22 protein-coding genes and 1 other RNA gene are annotated in these 21,876 nt (G+C 67.6%); 12 read left to right on the forward strand and 11 right to left on the reverse strand.

The window, feature by feature from the left end:
- Positions 1–113: 113 nt before the first annotated feature.
- Positions 114–467, reverse strand: a transfer-messenger RNA (tmRNA) gene (ssrA, locus tag IMX13_RS09660).
- Positions 468–696: 229 nt separating this feature from the next.
- On the opposite strand from ssrA, the gene IMX13_RS09665 reads away from it, so the two are divergent.
- Positions 697–1,269 (forward strand): hypothetical protein, encoded by a 573-nt coding sequence (locus IMX13_RS09665; RefSeq protein ID WP_053519702.1) that lies wholly within the window; start codon positions 697–699, stop codon positions 1,267–1,269.
- Between the two features lie 51 nt (positions 1,270–1,320).
- Here IMX13_RS09665 and smpB read toward each other — a convergent pair whose 3' ends face one another.
- The gene (smpB, locus tag IMX13_RS09670; protein ID WP_019661238.1) at positions 1,321–1,824 is read right to left on the reverse strand and encodes an SsrA-binding protein SmpB; all 504 of its coding nucleotides are present in this window, start codon (positions 1,822–1,824) and stop codon (positions 1,321–1,323) included.
- Positions 1,825–1,881: 57 nt separating this feature from the next.
- On the opposite strand from smpB, the gene IMX13_RS09675 reads away from it, so the two are divergent.
- On the forward strand, positions 1,882–2,307 hold the full coding sequence (locus IMX13_RS09675) for a type II toxin-antitoxin system RatA family toxin (protein ID WP_053519703.1): 426 nt from the start codon (positions 1,882–1,884) through the stop codon (positions 2,305–2,307).
- A gap of 3 nt (positions 2,308–2,310) precedes the next feature.
- Positions 2,311–2,568: an RnfH family protein gene (locus IMX13_RS09680; protein ID WP_180876306.1), complete on the forward strand. Its 258-nt coding sequence runs from the start codon at positions 2,311–2,313 to the stop codon at positions 2,566–2,568.
- Positions 2,569–2,604: 36 nt separating this feature from the next.
- Here the strand turns inward: IMX13_RS09680 and bamE are convergent, their stop codons facing one another.
- Positions 2,605–2,997 carry an outer membrane protein assembly factor BamE gene (gene bamE / locus IMX13_RS09685; protein ID WP_053519705.1) on the reverse strand — a complete coding sequence of 131 codons (393 nt, stop codon included), beginning with the start codon at positions 2,995–2,997 and terminating at the stop codon, positions 2,605–2,607.
- A gap of 103 nt (positions 2,998–3,100) precedes the next feature.
- Here bamE and fur point away from each other — a divergent pair, with 103 nt between their 5' ends.
- Positions 3,101–3,508: a ferric iron uptake transcriptional regulator gene (gene fur, locus IMX13_RS09690; RefSeq protein WP_053519706.1), complete on the forward strand. Its 408-nt coding sequence runs from the start codon at positions 3,101–3,103 to the stop codon at positions 3,506–3,508.
- Positions 3,509–3,563: 55 nt separating this feature from the next.
- Here the strand turns inward: fur and IMX13_RS09695 are convergent, their stop codons facing one another.
- Complete coding sequence (locus IMX13_RS09695; RefSeq protein WP_193396250.1) at positions 3,564–4,817, reverse strand: SGNH/GDSL hydrolase family protein; 1,254 nt, start codon at positions 4,815–4,817, stop codon at positions 3,564–3,566.
- A gap of 97 nt (positions 4,818–4,914) precedes the next feature.
- Between IMX13_RS09695 and IMX13_RS09700 the strand changes: the two genes are divergently transcribed.
- Positions 4,915–5,832 carry a LysR family transcriptional regulator gene (locus tag IMX13_RS09700; RefSeq protein WP_053519708.1) on the forward strand — a complete coding sequence of 306 codons (918 nt, stop codon included), beginning with the start codon at positions 4,915–4,917 and terminating at the stop codon, positions 5,830–5,832.
- A gap of 43 nt (positions 5,833–5,875) precedes the next feature.
- Here IMX13_RS09700 and recN read toward each other — a convergent pair whose 3' ends face one another.
- On the reverse strand, positions 5,876–7,537 hold the full coding sequence (gene recN, locus IMX13_RS09705) for a DNA repair protein RecN (protein ID WP_065175026.1): 1,662 nt from the start codon (positions 7,535–7,537) through the stop codon (positions 5,876–5,878).
- Between the two features lie 114 nt (positions 7,538–7,651).
- Between recN and hrcA the strand changes: the two genes are divergently transcribed.
- From hrcA to dnaJ, 4 genes are all read left to right on the forward strand, one after another.
- On the forward strand, positions 7,652–8,716 hold the full coding sequence (gene hrcA / locus IMX13_RS09710) for a heat-inducible transcriptional repressor HrcA (RefSeq protein WP_053519710.1): 1,065 nt from the start codon (positions 7,652–7,654) through the stop codon (positions 8,714–8,716).
- A 63-nt stretch (positions 8,717–8,779) separates the two neighbouring features.
- Positions 8,780–9,295 (forward strand): nucleotide exchange factor GrpE, encoded by a 516-nt coding sequence (gene grpE, locus IMX13_RS09715; RefSeq protein WP_053519711.1) that lies wholly within the window; start codon positions 8,780–8,782, stop codon positions 9,293–9,295.
- Between the two features lie 206 nt (positions 9,296–9,501).
- The gene (dnaK, locus tag IMX13_RS09720; protein ID WP_053519712.1) at positions 9,502–11,424 is read left to right on the forward strand and encodes a molecular chaperone DnaK; all 1,923 of its coding nucleotides are present in this window, start codon (positions 9,502–9,504) and stop codon (positions 11,422–11,424) included.
- 153 nt (positions 11,425–11,577) lie between these two features.
- The gene (gene dnaJ, locus IMX13_RS09725; protein WP_053519713.1) at positions 11,578–12,702 is read left to right on the forward strand and encodes a molecular chaperone DnaJ; all 1,125 of its coding nucleotides are present in this window, start codon (positions 11,578–11,580) and stop codon (positions 12,700–12,702) included.
- Between the two features lie 61 nt (positions 12,703–12,763).
- On the opposite strand, the gene IMX13_RS09730 is transcribed toward dnaJ, so the two are convergent.
- Entirely contained in the window at positions 12,764–13,561 is a 798-nt protein-coding gene (locus IMX13_RS09730; RefSeq protein ID WP_193396251.1) for a helix-turn-helix transcriptional regulator, read from the reverse strand.
- 72 nt (positions 13,562–13,633) lie between these two features.
- Between IMX13_RS09730 and IMX13_RS09735 the strand changes: the two genes are divergently transcribed.
- The 3 genes from IMX13_RS09735 (at position 13,634) to IMX13_RS09745 (ending at position 17,451) form a co-directional block, all read left to right on the forward strand.
- Entirely contained in the window at positions 13,634–14,833 is a 1,200-nt protein-coding gene (locus IMX13_RS09735) for an MFS transporter (protein ID WP_164152967.1), read from the forward strand.
- Positions 14,834–15,421: 588 nt separating this feature from the next.
- On the forward strand, positions 15,422–16,330 hold the full coding sequence (gene pdxY, locus IMX13_RS09740) for a pyridoxal kinase (RefSeq protein ID WP_053519791.1): 909 nt from the start codon (positions 15,422–15,424) through the stop codon (positions 16,328–16,330).
- The gene (locus IMX13_RS09745; RefSeq protein ID WP_193396252.1) at positions 16,327–17,451 is read left to right on the forward strand and encodes a prephenate dehydrogenase; all 1,125 of its coding nucleotides are present in this window, start codon (positions 16,327–16,329) and stop codon (positions 17,449–17,451) included. Before pdxY ends, IMX13_RS09745 begins: the two co-directional genes overlap by 4 nt.
- 164 nt (positions 17,452–17,615) lie before the next feature.
- Here IMX13_RS09745 and IMX13_RS09750 read toward each other — a convergent pair whose 3' ends face one another.
- The 5 genes from IMX13_RS09750 to IMX13_RS09770 all read right to left on the reverse strand — a co-directional run bounded on the left by IMX13_RS09750 (position 17,616) and on the right by IMX13_RS09770 (position 21,754).
- A complete protein-coding gene (locus IMX13_RS09750; RefSeq protein WP_053519789.1) occupies positions 17,616–17,810 on the reverse strand; it encodes a hypothetical protein in 195 nt (64 codons plus the stop codon).
- 70 nt (positions 17,811–17,880) lie between these two features.
- Positions 17,881–19,653 (reverse strand): ABC transporter transmembrane domain-containing protein, encoded by a 1,773-nt coding sequence (locus IMX13_RS09755; protein WP_065181307.1) that lies wholly within the window; start codon positions 19,651–19,653, stop codon positions 17,881–17,883.
- Positions 19,646–20,242 (reverse strand): YigZ family protein, encoded by a 597-nt coding sequence (locus tag IMX13_RS09760; RefSeq protein WP_053519787.1) that lies wholly within the window; start codon positions 20,240–20,242, stop codon positions 19,646–19,648. Before IMX13_RS09760 ends, IMX13_RS09755 begins: the two co-directional genes overlap by 8 nt.
- Before the next feature lie 34 nt (positions 20,243–20,276).
- Positions 20,277–21,239, reverse strand: a complete 963-nt coding sequence (locus IMX13_RS09765; RefSeq protein ID WP_193396253.1) for a hypothetical protein — start codon at positions 21,237–21,239, stop codon at positions 20,277–20,279.
- Positions 21,236–21,754, reverse strand: coding sequence for an RNA polymerase sigma factor (locus tag IMX13_RS09770; RefSeq protein ID WP_229765872.1), 519 nt, complete (start codon positions 21,752–21,754; stop codon positions 21,236–21,238). The genes IMX13_RS09765 and IMX13_RS09770 overlap by 4 nt, the downstream gene beginning before the upstream one ends.
- Positions 21,755–21,876: the final 122 nt, after the last annotated feature.

The following is a 21,876-nucleotide window of genomic DNA, read 5'->3' on the forward strand; positions in this document are numbered from 1 at the left end:
CGTCTCATGGATTGAAACGGATTGCCCCGGTCTGCTGCGGACAATAAAAAAGCCCGGAAACCCTTGTGATGCGGGGGTTTCCGGGCTTCTCCGGTCCTTGGCGGACCGCTCGTTGGTGGAGGTGGGCGGAATTGAACCGCCGTCCGAAGGCACTCCATCCCCAGCACTACATGCTTAGCTCGCCGTTGAATCTCGTCCCCGAACAGCACGGCGTGCAAAGCGCATCCGGGAACCAGCCTGTTGTGTTCTAGTGCCGGACTGACAGGCAGCCGTCCAGCGCGATTCCATGATAGTGACTCTACACCGCGAGCATGGACACAAGCGGTTTCGAGGCTTAGGCCTTAAGCGGCCAGAGCGTAGTTGTCGTCGTTGGCAACTAGAGTTTTGCAGCTGGATTTACGAGGAAAGCTACCCCCTCGGCATGCGCCAGGCGACTTCACAACCCCCGTCGAAACCAATGCACCCCCGGTTTCTACAGTGCTGCAAGGTACAGGGCCAATTCCGTGTCACCACGGGCAGGGCCTGCCCAACGGTTGTCATGCTACGGCAAAACAGCTGAACAGTCACCTCGCGCGGCCGGTCAATCCGCAACATGTTGTACTGCCTGTGTCATAGCGGATTGCTAACGTCTCCGGCACGGATTTGCGACACACTGGTCGTGACCATCCAGGGCAGGACAGAAACGGGAGACTGTGGGTGACCGACGCGATGCAACAGCGCAGCCTGCGCCAGCTGGTGGGCCCGGTCGGGGCCGACTATCAGCGACGGGCGTTGCCTCCCGGTTGGGTCTGGGCGCTGCTGGCGGTGCTGCTGGCGGCGACCTGGCTGACCGAACTGCCGGCCACCGCAGCGGTGGCGCTGGTCGCCAGCGCAGTGGTGGTGCATTGGCCGCAGCGTGGGCGCACCCATTGGCTGGGCTGGCGGCTGCCGGCGCTGGCGGTACTGGCGGCGTTGCTGTGGGGGCCGGACGTGCTGGCGCAGTGGTTCGAGCACGGCCTGGCGCTGACCTTGATGACATTGGCCAGCCTCAGCATCGGCGTTCACGTGTGGCAGTCGCGGCAGCTGGCGCGCCAGCTGCAGGGTGCAGCCGATGCGCTCGACGATACGCAGCTGCTGGCCCTGCTGCCGGCCGATGCAGCCCAGCTCGCCCAGCAGTGGCGGGCGGGCGATGACCGCCACGCGCCGGAACTGGCGGTGGTGATGCACCTGGCCGTGATGCACGCGGCCCTGGCGCCGCGCGCGCGCGGGCAGGGCATGCTGGCCGGTTGATGGCCCGGGCCGTCGGGCATCGCCCGGCGCCACATGGCGGCGGGGCCTGCCTCAGGCGTCGCGGTTGCCGCGCCGCATCACCCGCTGCTTCTCGATCGCCCAGTCGCGATCCTTGGCCGCATCGCGCTTGTCGTGGTTCTGCTTGCCCTTGGCCAGCGCGATCTCGAGCTTGATCTTGTTCTTGCTCCAGTACATCGCGGTCGGCACGATCGTATAGCCATCACGCTCGACCTTGCCGATCAGCTTGTCGATCTCGTTCCGGTGCAGCAGCAGCTTGCGCTCGCGCCGATCCTCGGCCACCACGTGGGTGGAGGCCTGGATCAACGGAGTGATCTGTGCGCCGATCAGGTAGATCTCGCCACGCTTCACGTAAGCGTAGGCGTCGATGATGTTGCCGCGCCCCGCCCGGATCGACTTGACCTCCCAGCCCTGCAGGGCGAGCCCGGCCTCGAAGCGCTCTTCGATGTGGTACTCGTGGCGGGCACGCTTGTTCAGCGCGATGGTTTTGTTGGCCGTCGCGCTCTTTGCTTTATCCTTGCCGCTGTTCTTGCTCATTTCCGTATTGTCTCCGATTCGGGCCCGCCCGGTCGATTGCCGAAACGTCCCGTATACATGCCTACTATCCGCCGCAGCGCCCTGGTCGAACATTCGGCCGCGCGCATGTTCGACCTGGTCAACGACGTCCAGGCTTATCCGCGCCGCTTCCGCTGGTGCTCCGATGCCCGCATCCTGGAGCAGGGCGAGGACCGGCTGGTGGCGCGTCTGGACCTGGGCCTGGGTTCGTTCAGTACCTGGTTCCAGACCGAGAACACCCTGCAGCGCCCGCACAGCATCGACATGCAGCTGCGCGACGGTCCCTTCAAGCAGCTTCATGGCCGTTGGGAATTCCACGCGCTGGCCGAAGACGCCTGCAAGGTGACGCTGACCCTGGAATTCGAACCCAGCTCACGGCTACTGGGCCCGGCGCTGGCGATCGGCTTCCAGGGTCTGGCCGATCGCATGGTCAACGATTTCGTCCGGGTCGCCGACGAGGACTGAGCGATGATCGAGGTCGAGGTGGTGCTTGCCTGGCCGCAGCGGGTGCTGTCACGCCGGTTGCAGCTGGAAGAGGGCGCCACGGTTGCCGATGCGATCGCCGCTGCCGCTCTTGAGGGCAGTGCCGGCTGCCCGGCTGCCGCCGTGCATGGTGTGCTGGCCCGCCCGCAGCAGACACTGCTTGATGGGGACCGGGTCGAACTACTGCGCCCACTGCAGGCCGATCCCAAGGACAACCGCCGGCGTCGCGCGCTCGGCGGTTGAGGGCCAGGGCCCGTCCGTCGGAACGGGCTGGCGGCCTCAGCGGCCCTTCTTCTTCTTGTCCTTCGGCAGGTTGCGGCCGAACTGGCGGACGGTCTGCTGGGCCAGCGCCTTGTCGTTGGCCGGGAAATAGTCACCCTCCCAGCGCGTCACGGCGTCGTTCTCGAAATACACGGTGAAGTTCTTCACTTCCGTGCGGCCGAGACGGTCGACCCGCTGGCTGGAGGTGTAGTCCCAGCGCTGGGCATGGAACGGGTCCGGCACGGAGGGCGTGCCCAGCAGCGCGTTCACCTGCTGCTTGCTTTGCCCGACCTGCAGCTTGGCCACGGCATCTTCCCGGATCAGGTTGCCCTGATAGATGGGTTGCTTGTAGATGATGCCGCACCCGGTGGTGGACAGGGCGACGGCGGCGACCAACAGGAGATTGCGCATCGGGACTGGCGGTTGGGGAAATCGAACCGATGATACACTCCCGGCGTGCCACCGCGACCCAATCCGAGGCAGCTGGCGCTAAATCGCCAATGAACGGAGACCTATGGAAACCCACGACCTGCGTAAAGTCGGCCTGAAGGTAACCCATCCACGGATGCGGATCCTGGCGCTGCTCGAGCAGCGCACTGCCCAGCACCACATGACCGCCGAAGACATCTACCGCCAGCTGCTGGAGCATGGTGACGAGATCGGCCTGGCCACGGTGTACCGGGTACTGACCCAGTTCGAGGCTGCCGGCCTCGTGCTCAAGCACAATTTCGAAGGCGGCCAGGCCGTCTATGAACTGGACCGCGGCGGCCATCACGATCACATGGTCGATGTGGACAGCGGCAAGATCATCGAGTTCGAAAGTACCGAGATCGAGGAACTGCAGCGCAAGATCGCGGCCGATCACGGCTATGAGCTGGAAGAACATTCGCTGGTGCTGTACGTGCGCAAGAAGCGCAGATAGGCACCCCCTGCGTGCCGGTTGCGACGAGACCCCGGGCTGGCCCCGGGGTTTTTCGTCAGCGCGGCGGAGTGACCGCCGGGTGCGATGGCGGCATCAGCATCCGCAGATCCACGGCCTCGGCCATGGCCCGGTTGCCGGCATCGCCCGGATGCAGATGGTCGCCTGAATCGTAGGCGGCGGCCATCCGTGAGGGATCGGCGGGGTCGCGCAGCACTGCATCCAGGTCGATCACCGCATCGAATGGGCTGTCCTGCCGCAGCCAGGCATTGAGCTGCTGGCGCAGTGCGTCCTTGTCCGGCTGGTAGTAGTCGTCCAGCGGGGTGCCGGGCAGGGCACCGGCGAACGGCGGCAGGGTTGCGCCGACAATGCGCAGTCCATGGCGATGGGCCTGTCCGGCCAGGCTGCGATAGCCGGCCTGCAGTTCGGTGAACCCGGGCCGGTCCTGGCCGCGCGCGAACGCTGTGCCCGGCCAGCTGATGTCGTTGATGCCGATCAGCACGATCACACTGGCGACGCCGGGCTGGTCGAGGACATCGCGCGGGAAGCGGGCCAGGGCGGATTCCCCCATGCCGTCGCGCAGCAGGCGTCCGCCGGAGATGCCGGCGTTGACCACTGCGATTCCCTGCGGTGCCAGCCGTGCGGCGAGATGGTCGGTCCAGCGCTGGTCCTGGTCGAGGCTGGCCGTTGCGCCATCGGTGATCGAATCGCCGATCACCACCACGCTGCGCGCGCGGGCTGCGGTTTCGACGTCGATGCCGGACAGCAGCAGGCGGGCCGTGGTGCTGCGGGCCCCGTCCAGGTCCGCAGCCAGGCTCTGGTCACCCGGCGCGATCCAACTGGTCTGCCGGCCGTCCCAGTGGAACGTCCGCAGCGGCGTGGGCTGTGGCAGATGGATGCTGACCTGCAGCGACTGCAGGTTGCGCGTGGGCAGCGGCAGGGCGTCGCTGAGCCGGTCCTGGCCAGGCGCGATCAGCACGCCGGGCTGGCCATCGAAGGTCAGCGCCTGCGGCACCTCGCCCGGATGTGCCGCCAAGGTGGCCCGGCCCACCCGCAGTGGCTGTGTCCCGTAGGCGTTGCTCAAGCGGACACGCAGGCGCGAGCCGCCCAAGCTGATGCGGACGGTCTGGCGGAAGGTCTGGTCGGCCAGCTCTGCGGGGATCAGCGTCGGAAACAGGAAGTCCGCCTGCCAAACCGGTTGTGGACTGGCTTGCCAGCTGGCCACCCAGTGCCGGGGAGGGGCGGCCGTGGCGCTGGCTGCTGCGGACAGGGTGAGCAGGGCAGCGGTGGTCAACGTGCTCAGGCGGTTCATCGGAAGGGTCCGTCGGAAGGAGGGGCCATGGTGTCCCTGCCGCTTTCTGTGAACTAGACTGCGCCTGGATAATCATCTGTGAACTGGATTCATCACCATGGCGCGACCCGACATCAATCGCTCCGGCGAGCTGGAAGTGTTCGTGAGGGTGATCGAAACCGGCGGATTCTCCGCGGCGGCCCGCAGCCTGGACATGACGCCCTCGGCCGTCAGCAAGCTGGTGGCGCGGCTGGAGCAGCGGCTGGGCACGCGCCTGCTGCAGCGATCCACCCGCCAGCTGCAGCTGACCCCGGAGGGCTGCGCCTTCTACGAGCGCGGGCTGCGCGTGCTTGCTGACCTGGAAGAGGCCGAGCGCTGTGCGAGCGCGCATGCCGAACCGCGCGGGCGGCTGCGGGTGAATGCCAACGTGCCCTTCGGCCAGCATTTCCTGCTGCCATTGCTGCCCATGTTCCTGCAGCAGCACCCGCAGGTGGGGGTGGACCTGACCCTGACCGATGAAGTGATCGATCTGCTCGAGCAGCGCACCGATGTGGCCGTGCGGGCCGGTCCGCTGAAGAGTTCCAGCCTGGTGGCACGACGGTTGGGGGCGACGCGGATGATGATCGTGGCCTCACCCGGCTATGCGCAGCGACACGGTCTGCCTGGCAACGTCGACGACCTGCAGACGCACAACCGGCTGGACATCGGCCATGCGCGGGCGATGCAGGGGTGGCCGCTGCTGCAGGGCGGCCAGGTGCTGCGCGTGCCCACCAGCGGCAATGCGCGCGCCAGCAACGGCGATGCCCTGCGGCAGCTGGTGCTGGGAGGGCTCGGGCTGGCCCGGCTGGCCGCGTTCCAGGTCAGGGACGACATAGCGGCCGGGCGGCTGCTGCCGGTGCTGGAAGAGGCCAATCCCGGCGATCTGGAAGAGGTGCACGCGGTATTCCTGGGGCAGGGTGGCTATCTGCCGCTGCGGGTGCGTGCGTTCCTGGATTTCCTGGTGGAAAAGGTGGATCTGGCGCGGCCGCTGGGGTGAACCTGCGGTGGGACGGACCGGGCGTCGCTCGACGCCGCCGGCGTCAGACCTGCAGCAGCTTGCGGGCGGCCGCGCGCGCTTCCTTGCTCACTTCGACGCCACCGAGCATGCGTGCCAGTTCTTCCTCGCGTGCCTTGAGGTCCAGCTTCTCCACCGCACTCTGGGTCATGCCTTCCACCGGTGCCTTGCTGACCCGGTAGTGGGCATGGCCCTTGGACGCGACCTGCGGCAGGTGGGTCACGCACAGCACCTGGCGCTTCTCGCCAAGGGCGCGCAGTTTCTGGCCGACGATGTCGGCCACCGCGCCACCGATGCCCGAGTCGACTTCGTCGAACACCATGGTCGGCACGGCGTCCAGGTCGAGCGCGGCCACTTCGATTGCCAGCGAGATGCGCGACAGTTCGCCACCCGAGGCCACCTTGCGCAGGGCGCGTGGTGGTTGACCGGCGTTGGCCGCGACCAGGAACTCCACGCGTTCGGCGCCCTGCGGGTCGGGCTTGCCGCCGTCCTGGGGTTCCAGCTCGATCAGGAACTGGCCACCGCCCATGCCCAGCTCGGCAATGATGCCGGTGGTGGTGGTCGACAGCGCGGCCGCCGCACTGCGCCGGCTTGCGCTCAGTGCTTCGGCCTGCACCCGCCAGGCGGCCGCGGCCTTGTCGATCTCGCCGGCCAGGCGCTGCAGCCGCTCGTCGGCGCCGCGCAGCTGCTCCACTTCGGCATGCATGCGCTCGCGCTGCGCGCCCAGTTCGTCCATCGGCACGCGATGCTTGCGCGCAAGGTCGTGCAGGCGGCCGAGACGGCGCTCGTTCTCCTCGAACTGCTCGGGGTCGGCATCCAGGTCGTCGTGCACGCGGTCGAGCAGGGACAGGGCTTCATGCAGCTGGATCGACGCGTTTTCGATCAGGCTGTCCACCTCGCCCAGGCGCGGGTCGTGTTCGATCAGCCGGGCCAGTTCGTGCCGCACCTGCTGCAGCTGATCCAGCGCCGAGCTGCCCTCGTCGCCGTTGAGCTGGTTGCTGGCGGCCTGGCAGGCGGTCAGCAGCGCGCTGGCATGGGCCTGGCGCCGATGGCTGGCGCCCAGCGCGAGGATCGATTCGGGCTCCAGATCCTCACGGTCCAGTTCGCGCAGCTGATGCTCGAGGAAACCGATACGGTCACTGACGTCGCCCTGTTGCGACAGCGCCAGGGATTCATCGACCAGTGCCTGCCAGGCGGCTGCGGCGCGGCGGACCTGACGGCGCTCTTCCTCGTTGCCGGCATAGGCATCGAGCAGGGCCAGCTGGGAAGGACGCGCAAGCAGGGCCTGTTGTTCATGCTGGCCGTGGATTTCCACCAGCAGCGCGGCCAGTTCGCCCAGCTGGGCGAGGGTGACCGGGCGGCCGTTGATCCAGGCCCGCGAACCGCCGTCGGCGCGGATCACGCGGCGCAGCTGGCACTGGTCCTCATCGTCCAGCTCGTTGTCGGCCAGCCACTGGCGTGCGGCCTGCAGATGCTCCAGCGCGAACTCGGCCGACAGCTCGGCACGGGCGGCACCGTGGCGGACCACGCCGCTGTCGGCGCGCAGGCCGGACAGGAAGCCCAGCGCGTCGACCATCAGCGACTTGCCGGCGCCGGTCTCGCCTGAAACCACGGTCATGCCAGGCCCGAATTCAAGTTCGGTAGCGCGGACGACGGCGAAATCCTTGATCGATAGGTGTCTGAGCATGGGTCTGGGGGTATCTGAGCCGCGCAACGCTAGCACGCGCACGCGGGCGGTCCAATGGCTTGCCAAGGTGATCCGGCGCCATTATCTAGTCTCCGTGTCTCACAGGTTGATTCCATGCACGGTTCCGCCGACCAACTCGCCCCGCGCGCGCGCCATCTGCTGCGCACGCTGATCGCGCGCCACATCCAGGATGGTGAGCCCGTGGGCTCGCAGACGCTGGCGCGCGTGGCCGGGCTGGAAGTCAGCCCGGCCACCATCCGCAACATCCTCGGCGACCTGGAGGACCTGGGCCTGCTGGCGTCGCCGCATACCTCCGCCGGGCGGATCCCGACCGCGCATGGCTACCGGGTGTTTGTCGACAGCCTGCTGCAGATGCAGCCGCCGGGCGAGGGCGAGCTGGCCCGCTTGCGCCAGGAACTGGCCGGTGGCGGCAGCACCCAGGCCCTGCTCGGCAGTGCCTCCGAGCTGCTGTCGGCGATGAGCCACTTCGTCGGCGTGGTCAGCGCGCCGCGGCGCGAGCAGTTCGCCTTCCGCCAGATCGATTTCGTGGCGCTGGACGGCCGCCGGGTGCTGGCGATCCTGGTGTTCGCCGACAACGAGGTCCAGAACCGGGTGATCGAAACCCGCCAGGACTTCGCGCCGGGCCAGCTGGAGCAGGTCGCCAATTACCTCAACGCCCATTTCGCCGGGCTGCCGCTGGCGGAGATCCGGGCGCGCCTGCTGCTGGAGCTGCGCGATGCCCGCTCCGAGCTGGAGCAGCTGCTGGCGCACAGCATCGAACTGGCCGAGCAGGCCCTGCAGCCCGCGGCCGACGACATGCTGGTGGCGGGCCAGACCCGCCTGATGGGGGTCCAGGACCTGTCCGACCTGGAGCGCCTGCGTGAACTGTTCGAGCTGTTTTCCAGCAAGCGCGAGATCCTGCAGCTGCTGGAGCGGACCATCCAGGCCCCGGGCGTGCGCATCTTCATCGGCGAAGAGACCGGGATGATGCCGCTGCAGGGCGTTTCGCTGGTGACCGCCCCGTATGCGGCCAACGGGCAGGTGCTGGGCGTGCTGGGGGTGATCGGGCCGAAGCGGATGGCCTACGACCGCATGATCCCGCTGGTACAGGCCACCGCCGACGTGCTGGGGGCGGCCTTTTCACCGACCGGACGCGGATCCGGTGCCGCGGACGCTTGAAACGCAGCATCCCGCCCACACTAGGGTGGGTGGAGGCGGGGAGTGACCGCCAGGGACCCAGACATGAACCACGAACATCCAGATTTCGAATCCCAGCAGAGCGCCGCCGACGCGGCCGCCGCAGCAGGCGTCAATGACGAAGTGGAGCGCCTGCGCGCGGAAGTCGAGCAGGTCAGGGCCGATGCGCTGCGTGAGCGCGCCGACCTGGAGAACCAGCGCAAGCGCGTGGCCCGCGACATCGAGCAGGCCCGCAAGTTCGCCAACGAGAAGCTGCTGGGCGAACTGCTGCCCGTGTTCGACAGCCTGGATGCCGGCCTGAAGGCCGCCGGCGACGACCCGCACCCGCTGCGCGAGGGCCTGGAGCTGACCTACAAGCAGCTGCTGAAGGTCGCCGCCGACAACGGCCTGGTCCTGATTGACCCGACCGGCCAGCCGTTCAACCCGGAGCACCACCAGGCGATCAGCCAGGTGCCGGCCCCGGACGCCGCCCCGGGCAGCGTGGTGACCGTGTTCCAGAAGGGCTATCTGCTCAACGAGCGCCTGCTGCGGCCGGCGCTGGTGGTGGTGGCCGCCGACTGAGCGGTCGATCCGGGAGCGGCCGCCGGGCATGGCCCGGTGCTACCCCCGGATCGTCATCGCCGGGCTATGCCCGGCGAACCTTGAACGGCTGAACACAGCGTTCGGGAGATGGCTTGAATGTTCCACGAGCCTCCCCCACATCCCATTCATCCACCGGCCGAGCGGCCGGACTGACATCCACACAGCATTTCTCAGGAGTCTCCCCCATGGGCAAGATCATTGGTATCGACCTCGGCACCACCAACTCGTGCGTGGCGATCATGGACGGCGGCAAGGCCCGCGTCATCGAGAATTCGGAAGGCGATCGCACCACCCCGTCGATCGTCGCCTACACCAAGGACGGCGAAGTCCTGGTCGGTGCCTCGGCCAAGCGCCAGGCGGTGACCAACCCGAAGAACACCTTCTACGCGGTGAAGCGCCTGATCGGCCGCAAGTTCACCGACGCCGAGGTGCAGAAGGACATCGCCCACGTCCCGTACAGCATCCTCGCCCATGACAATGGTGATGCGTGGGTGGCCACCAGCGACGCCAAGAAGATGGCGCCGCAGGAAATCTCGGCCAAGGTACTGGAGAAGATGAAGAAGACCGCCGAGGACTTCCTCGGTGAGAAGGTCACCGAAGCGGTCATCACCGTGCCGGCCTACTTCAACGACAGCCAGCGCCAGGCTACCAAGGATGCTGGCCGCATCGCGGGCCTGGACGTCAAGCGCATCATCAACGAGCCGACCGCGGCCGCGCTGGCCTATGGCCTGGACAAGGGCGACAACAAGGATCGCAAGATCGTTGTGTACGACCTGGGCGGCGGTACCTTCGACGTCTCGGTGATCGAGATCGCCAACGTCGACGGCGAGAAGCAGTTCGAAGTGCTGGCCACCAACGGCGACACCTTCCTGGGCGGCGAAGACTTCGACAACCGCGTCATCGAGTACCTGGTGGAAGAGTTCAACAAGGACCAGGGCATCGACCTGCGCAAGGATCCGCTGGCTCTGCAGCGCCTGAAGGACGCTGCCGAGCGTGCCAAGATCGAGCTGTCCAGCGCCCAGCAGACCGAAGTGAACCTGCCGTACGTCACCGCTGACGCGTCGGGTCCGAAGCACCTGAACATCAAGCTGACCCGCGCCAAGCTGGAAGCGCTGGTGGAAGACCTGATCAAGAAGTCGATCGAGCCGTGCCGCGTCGCCCTGAACGATGCCGGCCTGCGTTCGAGCGATATCAGCGAAGTGATCCTGGTCGGCGGCCAGACCCGCATGCCGAAGGTGCAGCAGGCGGTGACCGAGTTCTTCGGCAAGGAGCCGCGCAAGGACGTCAACCCGGACGAAGCCGTGGCACTGGGTGCGGCGATCCAGGGTGGCGTGCTGGGCGGCGACGTCAAGGACGTGCTGCTGCTGGACGTGACCCCGCTGTCGCTGGGCATCGAAACCATGGGCGGCGTGTTCACCAAGATCATCGAGAAGAACACCACCATCCCGACCAAGGCCTCGCAGGTGTTCTCCACCGCCGAGGACAACCAGTCGGCTGTGACCGTGCACGTGCTGCAGGGTGAGCGCGAACAGGCCCGCTTCAACAAGTCGCTGGCCAAGTTCGACCTGTCCGGCATCGAGCCGGCGCCGCGTGGCCTGCCGCAGGTGGAAGTGTCCTTCGACATCGACGCCAACGGCATCCTGCATGTGTCGGCCAAGGACAAGAAGACCAACAAGGAACAGAAGGTCGAGATCAAGGCCGGCTCGGGCCTGTCCGAGGAAGAGATCGCGCGCATGGTCGCCGACGCGGAAGCCAACCGCGAAGAAGACAAGAAGTTCCAGGAGCTGGTGCAGGCCCGCAACCAGGCCGATGCCCTGATCCACGGCACCCGCAGCGCCATCACCGAGCACGGCAGCAAGGTCGGCGGCGATGTCATCGGCAAGGTTGAAGCGGCTCTGGCCGATCTTGAAACCGCGATGAAGGGCGACGACAAGGCACAGATCGAAGCCAAGTCGAAGGTGCTGGAGGAAGCCGGCCAGTCGCTGTTCGCCGCAGCGTCGGCAGAGCAGGGCGGTGCCCCGGGCGCCGATGCCGGCAATGCGGGCAAGGGCAACGACGACGTGGTGGACGCCGAGTTCACCGAAGTCAAGGACGACAAGAAGTCCTGATCCGGACCGACGCGGGACGCTGCCTGGCAGCGTCCCGTTGTCGCATCAGGGTCCTGACCGCCTCCGGCGCGTCGGGGCGCCCGACGCAAGAGCGGACCTGGTTCCGCTCTTCCGCTTTGACGAATCCCGACATTCCGGAAGCCGATTCACGATATGAGCAAGCGCGATTACTACGAAGTGCTGGGCGTGGCCCGCACCGCCAACGAAGAAGAGCTGAAGAAGGCTTACCGCCGCTGCGCGATGAAGTTCCATCCGGACCGAAATCCGGGTGATGCGGCCGCCGAAGCCTCCTTCAAGGAGTGCAAGGAAGCCTACGAGGTGCTGTCCGACGGCAACAAGCGCCGGATGTATGACAGCCACGGCCATGCCGCGTTCGAGCACGGCATGGGCGGCGGCGGTCCGGGTGGTCCGGACATGAACGATATCTTCGGCGACATCTTCGGCAACATCTTCGGTGGTGCCGGCGGCGGTCCGCGCCAGGCACGCCGCGGTGCCGACATCGGTTACGTGATGGAGCTGGACCTGGAAGAAGCGGTGCGTGGCGTCGAGCGCCGCATCGAGATCCCGACCCTGGCCGAATGCGGCGATTGCGATGGCAGTGGCTCGGAAGACGGCAAGGTGGAGACCTGCAACGTCTGCCACGGCCGCGGCCAGGTGCGCATCCAGCGCGGCATCTTCGCCATGCAGCAGGCCTGCCACAACTGCGGCGGCCGCGGCCAGATCATCGCCAAGCCCTGCAAGACCTGCCACGGCAATGGCCGTGTCGAGGAAGACAAGGTGCTGTCGGTGAAGGTGCCGGCGGGCGTCGACACCGGCGATCGCATCCGCTTGGCTGGCGAGGGCGAAGCGGGGCCGGCCGGCACGCCGCCGGGCGACCTGTACGTGGAAGTGCGCGTGCGCGAGCACCCCATCTTCCAGCGCGATGGCGACGATCTGCATTGTGAAGTGCCGATCCGCATCTCGCAGGCGGCGCTCGGCGATACCGTGCGCGTGGCGACGCTGGGTGGCGAAGCGGAGATCCGCATTCCGGCAGAGACCCAGACCGGCAAACTGTTCCGCCTGCGCGGCAAGGGCGTGCGTTCGGTGCGCAGCCGCAGCGAGGGCGATCTGTACTGCCGCGTGGTGGTCGAGACGCCGGTCAACCTGACCAACGACCAGCGCAGGCTGCTGGAGCAGTTCGAGGCCACCTTCGTCGGTGAGGAAGCGCGCAAGCACTCGCCGAAGTCCGCCACCTTCATGGACGGCGTGAAGGGCTTCTGGGACCGGATGACGTCCTGAATTTTCAACGCAAGCGTTGAACGGTAGCGCCGGGCCATGCCCGGCGTTGCTGTGCCTCGGGTCAGCGGAAGAACGCCGCCGGGGTCTGCCCCAGCTGGCGCTTGAACATGCTGGTGAACGCGCTGGGGCTGTCGTAGCCCATCGCCAGTGCGACATCGATGACCTTCTCGCCGGTCGCCAGCCGTTCCATTGCCGCCAGCAGCCGCGCCTGCTGCCGCCACTGGCCGAAGGTCATGCCCAGTTCGTTGGCGAAGTGGCGCTGGATGGTTTTCACATCCACTTCCAGTGCCTGCGCCCAGTCCTGCAGCGTGGCGTCATCGCCGGGGTGCTTCTGCAGGTGCTGGCAGATCCGCTGCAGGCGCGGATCGGTAGGCGCGGGCAGGTGCAGCGGCAATACGTCCATGCGATGCAGCTCGTCCAGCAGAAGGCGCACCACGCGGCCATCGCGGCTGTCTTCGATGTGCTCGCCCTTGATCAGGGTGGCTGCCTGCAGCAGTTCGCGCAGCAGCGGTGCCACCTGTACCGCGAACGGTTCGGCCGGCAGTTGCGGGGCGAATGACGGGTCGATGTACAGGCTGCGCATGTGCACGGCGGCAATGCAGTCCACCGCGTGCACCATGCCGGCCGGCATCCAGATCGCACGGGTGGAGGGCACGACCCAGCGACCGACTTCCGAGCGCACCACCATCAGCCCGGAGATGGCATAGACCAGCTGGTGGCGCTGGTGCTTGTGGCCTGCGATATGGGCGCCGGCCGGGTACTGGGTAACCCGGTAGGTGACCGGGCGATGCAGCGGCACATCGCGCCACGGCGCAGCCGGATCGACGTCACCGCCAATGTCCTTTTTGCGATAGGCCATGACCCGAACGCGGCAGAAGGGAGGGGAAGGCAACCGTAGCATGCGGAACCGCCCCCAAATCTGACTGCGTCCATGTCGACTCTGGCTTCCCCTGCAACGACCTCCCGCCCGGTGGCGCCCGGTGTATTGGCTGCCATTTCCACCTCGCATGTCGTCAACGACATGATGCAGTCGCTGATCCTGGCGATCTATCCGGTCATCAAGGGCGGCTTCAATCTCAGCTTCACCCAGATCGGCCTGATCACGCTGACCTACCAGCTCACCGCGTCGATTTTCCAACCGCTGGTGGGGATGCATACCGACCGCCATCCAGCGCCCTACTCGTTGCCGATCGGCATGGCCTCGACGCTGTGCGGGATGCTGCTGCTCGGCTTCGCGCCGAACTATGCGATGGTCCTGATGGCCGCCGCGCTGGTCGGCATCGGATCGGCGATCTTCCACCCGGAAGCGTCGCGCATCGCACGGCTGGCGTCCGGCGGCCGCCATGGCTTCGCACAGTCGGTGTTCCAGGTCGGCGGCAACTTCGGTACCGCGCTGGGGCCGCTGATTGCCGCCGCCGTGATCGTGCCGTACGGCCAGCATGCGGCCTCATGGTTTGCCGGTGCTGCGCTGGTCGGCATCGCCCTGCTGACCTATGTGAGCCGCTGGTATGCGCTGCACCTGGGCGCACCCCGCCCGGCCGGCGTGGCGGCGGTGGCGTCGCGGCATCCTCCGCGCACCGTGGCCAAGGTGCTGGCGATCCTGCTGGTGCTGATCTTCAGCAAGTACTTCTACATGGCCAGCATCGGCAGCTACTTCACCTTCTACCTGATCCACCATTTCGGCATTCCGGTGGCGCAGGCGCAGCTGCACCTGTTCGCGTTCCTGGTGGCTTCGGCGGCGGGTGGCTTCCTGGGCGGTCCGCTGGGCGATCGCATCGGCCGCAAGCCGATCATCTGGACCTCGATCCTGGGCGTAGCGCCGTTCGCACTGGCGTTGCCGCATGCGGATCTGCTGTGGACCACGGTGCTGGCGGTGCTGATCGGTTTCGTGTTGTCGTCTGCCTTCTCTGCCATCGTGGTCTATGCGCAGGAGATGATGCCGCACCGGATCGGCATGGTGTCGGGCCTGTTCTTCGGTTTTGCGTTCGGCATGGGCGGCCTGGGCGCGGCGGTGCTGGGCCTGCTGGCGGACAGGACCAGCATCGAATACGTCTATCACCTGACGGCGTTCCTGCCGCTGCTCGGCATCGTGGCGGCATGGCTGCCGCCGTCGCGGCCTGCTGCTCACTGAGGGAGGGTGGGTTTGCAGGACTTGCAGCCCTGCACCTGCAGAGGCAACGGCAACAACCGAAGCGCGCTATCCGTGGATTGGCGGGGTGGGTCCGGTTGGCGGGGGACGCTGCAAGTACGTCCATGTAAGCTCGGTCGCCGCATCCATGCGGCTCACGCCCCCGCAACCGGACCCACCCCGCCTTCGGTGGTTTTCCGCGATCTGTCGGAACAGCACTCTGCTCTGGTAGGTGTCGACCTTGGTTGACACGGTAGATCCACGCCATGCGTGGATGAATTCATTCGATATCTGACAGATGTGTCGACCAAGGTCGACACCTACCAACAGCCGCGCGGAACAACAGCCGCAGTTACCAACAGCCGCGTGAACCTGTCGAAGGTGGGGCGGTGTGGGTGGTCAGGACCGTTGGCGCCATGGATGGCGCCATCGAGCCCCCATGGATGGGTTTACGGCGTGTCCTGACCACCCACACCGCCCCGCCACCCCACGGAATGCCGCTTTGGCTTTGGCTTCGGCCGTTGCCGTTGCATTGAGCAGGTGCAGGGCTGCAAGCCCTGCCGAAAACCCCCTTGGGCGTAGAATGCGGATATGAGCGAATCCCTTGATACCCATCTGGTCCACGGTCGCCGCCAGCGGCCGGATGGGCCGTCGCCGGTCGATGTCATTTCGGTCCAGTCGCAGCTTGTCTACGGCCATGCCGGCAACAGTGCCGCCATGCCGCCGATGCGCGCGCTCGGTGTGCGCGTGGCCGACATCCCGACCACGCTGCTGAGCAACGCGCCGTTCTACGAGACCACCCGCGGCCGCGTACTGCCCAGCGACTGGTTCGCCGATCTGCTGCTGGGCACCCACGAGCGTGGCTTGCCGCAGCGGGCCAGGATGCTGGTCTCCGGCTACTTCGGCAGCACCGCCAATGGTGCGGCGTTCGCCGACTGGCTCGATCAGGTCCTGCCCGCGTGCCCGCAGCTGCGCTACTGCCTGGATCCGGTGATCGGCGATACCCATACCGGCCCCTATGTGGAGCCGGGTCTGGAGGCGATCTTCGCCGAACGGCTGCTGCCGCATGCCTGGCTGGTCACCCCGAATGCATTCGAGCTGGCCCGTCTGACCGGCATGCCGGCACTGGCCGAGGCCGACGCCATCGCCGCTGCGCGTACGCTGCTGGCGCGTGGTCCGCACTGGGTGATCGCGCACAGCGTGGGTGGCACGCCGGGCGAGCTGGTGACGCTGGCGGTGGGACGCGACGAGACCTGGCGTTGGACCTCGCCGCTGCTGCCGGTGGACGTGGCCGGGACCGGCGACGTACTGATGTCGCTGGTGGTGTCGTTCCTGCTGCGGGGAGAGTCGATGCAGCAGGCGATCTCGCGTGCCATCGCGGGTACCCATGCCGCCCTGGAGGCCACGCTGGCCAATGGTTTCGAGGAGTTCGACGTGATTGCCGCGGCGCCCGCCGCACTGGCCGAAGGCACGCGCTTCCGCGCTGAACGCGTGGCATGACGGCAGTGCAGCACTTTGCGCCGCGCACGATCGGCATCGTCGGCAGTGCCGGCGCCTACGGGCGCTGGCTGGGCCGCTTCTTCGAGCAGCAGATGCGACTGCAGGTGATCGGCCACGATCCGGCCGATGCTGCTTCGCATACACCGGAGCAGTTGCTGGCCGAGGCCGATGTACTGGTGTTCTCCGCACCGATCCGGCATACGCCGGAACTGATCGCCGAATACGTGCGCCGCTCGGCGGGTCGTGAACGCGGGCGCCTGTGGCTCGATGTCACCTCGGTCAAGGACGCGCCGGTACAGGCGATGCTTGCCTCACAGGCCGAAGTGGTCGGCCTGCACCCGATGACCGCGCCGCCGAAGGCCCCCACGTTGAAGGGCAGGGTGATGGTGGTCTGCGAAGCGCGACTGCAGCACTGGCAGCCCTGGCTGGATGCGCTGTGCGTGGCGCTGCAGGCCGAGTGCGTGCGCGCCACGCCACAGCACCATGACCAGATGATGGCGCTGGTGCAGGCGATGGTGCATGCCACGCATCTGGCCCAGGCCGGAGTGCTGCGGGAATATCAGCCGCAACTGGGGACACTGGAAGCGATGCTTCCCTATCGCTCGGCGTCGTTCGAACTGGATACCGCGATCATCTCGCGCATCCTCTCGCTGAATCCGGCGATCTATGAGGACATCCAGTTCGGCAATCCGCATGTCGCGCCGATGCTGGAACGCCTGGTCGGCCAGCTGCGCGTGCTGCAGGCCCAGGTCGATCAAGGCGACGACATGGCGCGCGGTGCATTCCGTGAGCAGATGCTGGTGGCGAACCGGGCCGCCTTCGGCGCGCCTGCACTGGCCTCGGGAAACTGTACCTTCGAGCGGGTGGGCTACCTGCTGGCCGATCTGACCGAGCGCAACGCCGTGTCGGTCCATCTGCCGGAAGATCGCCCGGGCTCACTGCGTGAGCTGCTGAACATCTTCGAGCAGCACGGCATCAGCCTGGCTTCCATCCATTCCTCGCGCACGCCGGGCGGGGAAGTGCATTTCCGCATCGGCTTCGTCGCCGGCAGTGATCCACGTGCCCTGGTCGACGCAGCGGCCGCCGTGGATGCCAGCGGAATCGGACGGGTACTGGCGTAGTGCATTCATCCACAGGGGATGTGGATGAATTCTGCGCAAACATGTGGATAACACTGCTCATGCCTTGCCAGCACAGGCTGTCAAGATCTGTGGCGAAAAACTGACCAGGGTGCTGCCGGTGGGGCTGGGCTACGCCCGGCGGCCCTGCGATGACCCAGGCGACGCTAGATGGTCAGCCGCAGTTCGCCGCCGCTGGTGCTGAACTCGCGGCCATTGCGCACCAGATGACGCCCGTCGTCGAGCTCGTAGCGCGGGGTGGCTTCGGAATGATGTCCGCTGCCATTGGCCTCGGGCTTGAACTCGATGATGATATGGCTCTCGCCATTGCTGTCGACTGCGGGAAACTGACGGAACGACATCGTCCACCTCCTTCAGCGGATGCTGCTTCTGCGCGGCCAGCTTGGCGCCAGAGGTGTTAGCCGACCGTCATCAATCGATGAACTGCAGCCGCGCCAGCTCCGCGTACAGACCCCCTTCAGCCAGCAACTGTGCGTGCGTGCCTTCGGCGACGATGCGCCCCTGGTCCATGACCACGATGCGGTCGGCCTTGAGCACGGTTGCCAGACGGTGTGCGATGACCAGCGTGGTGCGGCCCGCCATCAGGCGCTCCAGCGCCTGCTGCACACCGTACTCGCTCTGCGCGTCGAGCGCGCTGGTGGCTTCGTCCAGCAGCAGGATCGGCGCATCCTTCAGCAGCGCGCGGGCGATCGCCACGCGCTGCTGCTGCCCGCCGGACAGGCGCGCGCCGCGCTCGCCCAGCTCACTGTCATAACCCTGCGGCAACGCACGCAGGAAGCCATCGGCCTCAGCGGCACGAGCCGCTTCCTCGACTTCGGCATCGCTGGCCTGCAGGCGGCCGTAGCGGATGTTGTCGCGGGCGCTGGCGGCGAACAGCGTCGGTTGCTGCGGCACCAGGGCCAGCTGGGCGCGCAGGTCGGCGGGATCGACCTCGCGCACATCGATGCCGTCCACGCAGATGCGGCCGTTGGCCGGGTCATGGAAGCGCAGCAGCATCGACAGCACCGTGCTCTTGCCGGCACCCGAGGGACCGACCAGGGCCACGGTCTCGCCGGGGCGCACATGCAGGCTGAAGTGGTCGAGCGCGGCCTGGTCCGGTCGCTGCGGGTAGTGGAACACCACGTCATCGAACTGGATCTCGCCTTGCAGCGGCTGCGGCAGCGCGCGTGGATGCGCGGGCGCGCGGATCTCGACATCCTCCTGCAGCAGTTCGCCGATCCGGCCCATGCCGCCGGCAGCGCGCTGGAGTTCGTTCCAGACTTCGGCCAGAGCGCCCACCGAGCCACCGCCGATCAGCGCATACAGCACGAACTGGCCCAGGGTGCCGGCACTGAGGCGGCCCTCGATGACATCGTGGGCGCCCAGCCACAGCACGCCGACAATGGCACCGAAGATCAGCAGGATGGCACTGGCGGTGACCAGCGACTGTGCGCCGATGCGCCGGCGTGCGGCCCGGATCGCATCGCCCAGCGCCAGGTCGAAGCGGCCGCGCTCGTAAGGCTCGCGCGCATGTGCCTGCACCGTGCGGACGGCCCCAAGGGTCTCGCTGGCCAGGCTGTTGGCGTCGGCGATGCGGTCCTGGCTGCTGCGCGCGACGGTGCGCAGCTTGCGTGCGCCGATGATGATGGGCAGTACCGCCAGCGGGATGCCGAGCAGCGACCACGCCGCCAGGCGCGGACTGGTCACGAACAGCATGGCCAGGCTGCCGACCACCGTCACGCTGCTGCGCAATGCGACTGACATGGTCGAACCCACCACGCTGCGCAGCAGCTCGCTGTCGGCGGTCAGGCGCGAGACCAGTTCGCCGCTGCGGCTGCGGTCATGGAAACCGGCACCCAACTGGATCAGGTGCCCGTACAGACGGCTGCGCAGGTCGGCCACTACCTTCTCGCCGAGCAGCGACACGAAGTAGAAGCGTGCGGAGGTGGCGATCGCCAGCACTACCGCCACCAGCATCAGCAGGGCAAACGCCCGGTTGATCTGGCCGCCGCTGCTGAAGCCGTGGTCGATCATCTGCTTGACGGCCGGAGGCAGGCTGAGGGTGGCGGCCGAGGAGACGGCCAGCGCCAGCAGCCAGGCGGCGAACAGGCCACTGTGCCGGCGCACGAACGGCCACAGCGTTCGCAGGCTGCCGAGGCGGCGCAATGGCGGGGTCGCGGCGGCCGCGTCGTCCTTGTCAGTCATCCTGGTCGTCATCTCGGATACGGATACGGTCACGGGTGGCGTCTCGCAGGCGGATTTTCAATGCGTCGGCCTGGTCGGCGGGTAATTCGATCCGCAGGCGCACGCCTTCAGCGTCGAACTGTTCATCCTGCTTCTCGGCGGAGAACGCGGGCAGGGCCGCATGCAGGGTACCCAGGTCCTCGAAGCCGGCCAGCAGCTGCAGCCGTGCCATCGCCACCAGCGGCAGCCGCGGTGCCGTGCGCAGACACTCGGCGGCGGTACCGCCGTAGGCGCGGACCAGACCGCCGGCGCCGAGCTTGATACCCCCGTACCAGCGGATCACCACCACCATGACCCGGTCGAAGCCCTGGCCATCGATGGCGGCCAGGATCGGCCGGCCGGCAGTCCCCGCCGGCTCGCCATCATCGCTGGAGCGATACTCCTGTCCATGCCGGTAGGCCCAGCAGTTGTGCGTGGCGTCGGCCACCATCACCCGCTGCAGGAACGACATCGCCGCCGCCGCGCCATCGATGGGCGCGGCATGGGCGATGAAGCGGCTGTGCTTGACTTCCAGCGTGTGGCTGACGGGCTGGGCGAGGGTATCGGGCATTCCCTTCATTCTACGGGGTTGCCGCCCCCATGCTTCAGTCGTCCAGCAGAGGACGCAGGTCGCGTGGCAGCCGCGACTCCGGATACTGCTGCACGTAGCGCTCGAGGCTGGCACGGGCGATGTCGCGCTGGCCTTCGTCGCGACGTTCGCGGATCTTCTGCAGCCACTGCCGGCGGGGCAGCTGGGCGTCGGCGGCCACTTCGGCCTGCACGGCCGTAGCGCTGAGCGCGGCATCGCTGCCGCGACGCATCACGCCCGGTGCGCTGCGGAGCGGTGCGGCCCGCTTGAGCGTCGTGGTGTCACCGCGCTGTCCCGCGCTGGCCGGAGCGGCCTCCATCGCGCCGGACAGGGGGGCAACGGCGTCGCGCGCTTCCAGCGACGGCGGCGCAGGCGCCGCAGCAGGCAGCGGTGCCGAATAGGCCACAGCGGCCGGAGGTTCCGCAGCCGGCGGCGGAGCTGCGGTGTCGGCGGCGGCGCGCTCGGTGGCCTGAGCCGCCGCTTTCGCTCGTGCCGCCACCGTCGGTGCCGGTGTCTGCGGTGCGGAGGATCGGGCCGGTGCGGCGGGCCTGGGTGCCGCGACTGGCGCCGTTGGTGCCGGCGGCGCACTTGCGATGGCCGGCTCGGCAGGGGAAGGCCGGGTAGGGCCCTCGGCAGGCTGCGCGGCCACTTCGGCAGCGACCTCGCCGGCGACGCGCGGCGCAGTGATCTGTGCATCGTGCGCCGGGACCGCGGGCGGTTCCGGGCGCAGCTGCCAGGCGATGCCGATGGCGAATACCATCGATGCAGCAACGCCGAACACCGCAGGCCAGTGCCGGCGCGGCCGCCGTGCACGCACGCTGCCCGCACCGGGCGCGTCGGCCGGTGGCGCCTGCACCGCCGCACGGGCGGCCGCCAGGATCGTGGCATCCAGCGCCGCCGGAGGCGCCTGTTCGACACGACGGCCGAGCAGGCGCGCCAGCTCGCGCTCTTCAGGCGTCAGGGGTTCGTCTCGGTTCATGCGTTCAGTCCCGCACGCAGCTTGTCCATCGCATAGCGCAGCCGCGATTTCACGGTTTCCCGGCCTACGCCGGTGATCTGGCCGATCTCCTCCAGGCTCAGTTCCTGATCCAGCCGCAGCTGCAGCACTTCGCGCTGCTCCAGCGGCAGTTCTTCCATCGCGCGCTGGATGCGGCGACGTTGCTCGAATTCTGAAAGCTCTGCTTCCGGGGTCTGCCCGTCTTCCAGCGCGGCCAGACGCAGCTCGGCATCGGCCGGCGCCGCCGGGCGGTGGCGTGCGGCGCGCCAGTGATCGTTGAGCCGGTTGTGCGCGATGCGGAACAGCCAGGTGCTGAAGGCGGCATCCGGCTGCCAGCCGGACCGTGCGCTGATGACCCGTTGCCAGACGTCCTGGAAGATCTCCTCGGCCAGGGCGGTATCGCGCAGCTGGCGCAGCAGGAAGCCGAACAGGCGCTTGCGATGGCGCGCATACAGGCTCTCGAACGCGTGCAGGTCGCCGCCGGCCCAGGCGAGCATCAAGGCTTCATCGGTTGGCAGGGCGCTGGCTTCCACGCGGTACAGGTTAAGGCCTGCCGACGATGGCGCATAGCGGGGTGCGGGGGCGGACAGGGCGAGGTTCATGGCTCGGAACGGGGTGC

It is taken from the genome of Stenotrophomonas sp. B2, assembly GCF_014947095.1.
Taxonomy (GTDB): Bacteria; Pseudomonadota; Gammaproteobacteria; order Xanthomonadales; family Xanthomonadaceae; genus Stenotrophomonas; species Stenotrophomonas maltophilia_P.

Coding starts and splice junctions, on each gene's coding strand:
- smpB (WP_019661238.1), bottom strand. CDS start 1,824: ATGAGCAAGAACAGCGGCAAGGATAAAGCAAAGAGCGCGACGGCCAAC.
- IMX13_RS09675 (WP_053519703.1), top strand. CDS start 1,882: ATGCCTACTATCCGCCGCAGCGCCCTGGTCGAACATTCGGCCGCGCGC.
- IMX13_RS09680 (WP_180876306.1), top strand. CDS start 2,311: ATGATCGAGGTCGAGGTGGTGCTTGCCTGGCCGCAGCGGGTGCTGTCA.
- bamE (WP_053519705.1), bottom strand. CDS start 2,997: ATGCGCAATCTCCTGTTGGTCGCCGCCGTCGCCCTGTCCACCACCGGG.
- fur (WP_053519706.1), top strand. CDS start 3,101: ATGGAAACCCACGACCTGCGTAAAGTCGGCCTGAAGGTAACCCATCCA.
- IMX13_RS09695 (WP_193396250.1), bottom strand. CDS start 4,817: ATGAACCGCCTGAGCACGTTGACCACCGCTGCCCTGCTCACCCTGTCC.
- IMX13_RS09700 (WP_053519708.1), top strand. CDS start 4,915: ATGGCGCGACCCGACATCAATCGCTCCGGCGAGCTGGAAGTGTTCGTG.
- recN (WP_065175026.1), bottom strand. CDS start 7,537: ATGCTCAGACACCTATCGATCAAGGATTTCGCCGTCGTCCGCGCTACC.
- hrcA (WP_053519710.1), top strand. CDS start 7,652: ATGCACGGTTCCGCCGACCAACTCGCCCCGCGCGCGCGCCATCTGCTG.
- grpE (WP_053519711.1), top strand. CDS start 8,780: ATGAACCACGAACATCCAGATTTCGAATCCCAGCAGAGCGCCGCCGAC.
- dnaK (WP_053519712.1), top strand. CDS start 9,502: ATGGGCAAGATCATTGGTATCGACCTCGGCACCACCAACTCGTGCGTG.
- dnaJ (WP_053519713.1), top strand. CDS start 11,578: ATGAGCAAGCGCGATTACTACGAAGTGCTGGGCGTGGCCCGCACCGCC.
- IMX13_RS09730 (WP_193396251.1), bottom strand. CDS start 13,561: ATGGCCTATCGCAAAAAGGACATTGGCGGTGACGTCGATCCGGCTGCG.
- IMX13_RS09735 (WP_164152967.1), top strand. CDS start 13,634: ATGTCGACTCTGGCTTCCCCTGCAACGACCTCCCGCCCGGTGGCGCCC.
- pdxY (WP_053519791.1), top strand. CDS start 15,422: ATGAGCGAATCCCTTGATACCCATCTGGTCCACGGTCGCCGCCAGCGG.
- IMX13_RS09745 (WP_193396252.1), top strand. CDS start 16,327: ATGACGGCAGTGCAGCACTTTGCGCCGCGCACGATCGGCATCGTCGGC.
- IMX13_RS09750 (WP_053519789.1), bottom strand. CDS start 17,810: ATGTCGTTCCGTCAGTTTCCCGCAGTCGACAGCAATGGCGAGAGCCAT.
- IMX13_RS09755 (WP_065181307.1), bottom strand. CDS start 19,653: ATGACTGACAAGGACGACGCGGCCGCCGCGACCCCGCCATTGCGCCGC.
- IMX13_RS09760 (WP_053519787.1), bottom strand. CDS start 20,242: ATGCCCGATACCCTCGCCCAGCCCGTCAGCCACACGCTGGAAGTCAAG.
- IMX13_RS09765 (WP_193396253.1), bottom strand. CDS start 21,239: ATGAACCGAGACGAACCCCTGACGCCTGAAGAGCGCGAGCTGGCGCGC.
- IMX13_RS09770 (WP_229765872.1), bottom strand. CDS start 21,754: ATGCTCGCCTGGGCCGGCGGCGACCTGCACGCGTTCGAGAGCCTGTAT.